Annotated in this window: 1 protein-coding gene and 1 rRNA gene; both read right to left on the reverse strand. The window is 56.8% G+C overall.

Features of this window, described 5'->3' with window-relative positions; genetic code table 11:
- Nucleotides 1-142 (reverse strand): 16S ribosomal RNA (locus A3730_RS17090); the annotation flags it as partial.
- 334 nt (nucleotides 143-476) lie between these two features.
- Nucleotides 477-1676 carry a tyrosine--tRNA ligase gene (tyrS, locus tag A3730_RS17095; RefSeq protein ID WP_063538523.1) on the reverse strand — a complete coding sequence of 400 codons (1200 nt, stop codon included), beginning with the start codon at nucleotides 1674-1676 and terminating at the stop codon, nucleotides 477-479.
- Between the last annotated feature and the right edge of the window lie 108 nt (nucleotides 1677-1784).

Here is a 1784-nt window from a genome sequence, read left to right on the forward strand (position 1 = left end):
CACTAATGGGCAGATTCTCACGTGTTACTCACCCGTCCGCCGCTCGACGCCTCCTAGCAAGCTAGGATCGTTTCCGCTCGACTTGCATGTGTTAGGCCTGCCGCCAGCGTTCAATCTGAGCCATGATCAAACTCTTCAGTTAAGAAAAGCGTTTAAAGTGGCCTCTCATAGAGAGGAGCACTTAATGCATGCTCAGTTCGTCATCTGAATTAACAAAAACTTTGTTGACTCGTTCAGAACTGAAATCTTTTAAAGACCCCATCCCGAACAGGTCCCACACGTTTGCTTGCCTGATTGTTAAAGAGCGTCTCGTTCGTGGCGCTTCGCTGTGGTGCGTTGCGTTGTTGCCCCGTCGAGGAGTGCGCATTCTAGAGAGTTCGCTCTGGGAGTCAAACCCTTTTTCGCACTTTTTTTAAAAAACCTGCTGACCGTTCAAATTCCGCTCAAATCGCCGAGAAAACAGGCGCCAACGCCTGTTATTTGACCGTCACCCGGGCAATCTTCTTCTTTCCGGCCTGAATCACGTGGCTATCGCCACGGGAGAAGGTGCGCTCCTCACTGAGTTGAGCCCCATCCAGGTACACCGCGCCCCGCCCGAATACGTCCTTGGCCGCCTTGCCGTTCTGCACAAGGCCTGCTTCCCGTAGCAACGGCAGGATATGGATGCTGTCCTGATCCCCCAGATCCACCTCAACTTCCGGCACATTATCAGGGATATCGCCCAGCGCAATCTGGTTGCCTGCCGATTTGGGCGCCGCCTGGGCCGCCTCGGCCCCATGGAACCGCTCGACCATCTCCAGCGCAAAGGCTTTTTTGGCCTCCTGGGGCGAGCCCAGAGTCTCCGCCTCGGCCTTCAATTCCTCAATGCGCTCATTGGAGCAGGCACTGAGCAGTTCATAATAGCGCCAGGTGAGACTGTCGGGAAGCGAGAGCAGCTTGCGGTACATTTCCCCCGGCGCATCGTTGACCCCCACATAGTTGCCCAACGATTTGGACATCTTCTGCACGCCGTCCAGTCCTTCCAGAATCGGCATGGTCAGGCAGATCTGTGGCGCTTGGCCATAAGACTTTTGCAGCGTACGCCCCATCAGCAGGTTGAACTTCTGATCGGTCCCGCCCAGCTCCACATCCGCCTCCAGGGCCACGGAGTCGTAACCCTGCACCAGCGGGTAGAGGAATTCGTGGATGGCTATGGGCTGATTACCCTTGTAACGCTTGTCGAAATCATCACGCTCCAGCATCCGCGCCACCGTGTACTGGCCTGCCAGCTTGATCATGCCGGCCGCGCCAACCTCGTTCATCCAGCTGGAGTTGAAGGCGACCCGGGTTTTGCTCTCGTCGAGAATCTTGAAGACCTGCTCTTTGTAGGTCTCCGCGTTGCGCAGCACATCTTCTCGACTCAGCGGCGGGCGGGTGGCGCTCTTGCCCGTGGGGTCACCGATCATCCCGGTGAAATCGCCAACCAGGAAGATCACTTCATGCCCCAGCTCCTGAAACTGGCGCAGCTTGTTGATCAATACCGTATGCCCCAGGTGCAGATCCGGGGCAGTAGGGTCAAAGCCCGCCTTCACCCGTAACGGCCGGCCCGATGCCAGTTTTTCCCGCAGCTCCTCTTCCTGGATGATCTCATCCGCCCCGCGGGTAATAAGTGCCAGTTGCTGATCCACCGTGGCCATGCCTACCTCTATTTCCAGACCCATTAATGAAAGCGCGCCATTGTAGCACTTGAACGCGGCCAGAGAAGGCGNGTATCTTTGCAGGTCAGTTTTTCGCTGTGCCCCGCG

It is taken from the genome of Alcanivorax sp. HI0044, assembly GCF_001634945.1.

Excerpts from the sequence above, each read along its gene's own strand:
- tyrS (WP_063538523.1), bottom strand. The coding sequence starts at position 1,676 with ATGGCCACGGTGGATCAGCAACTGGCACTTATTACCCGCGGGGCGGAT.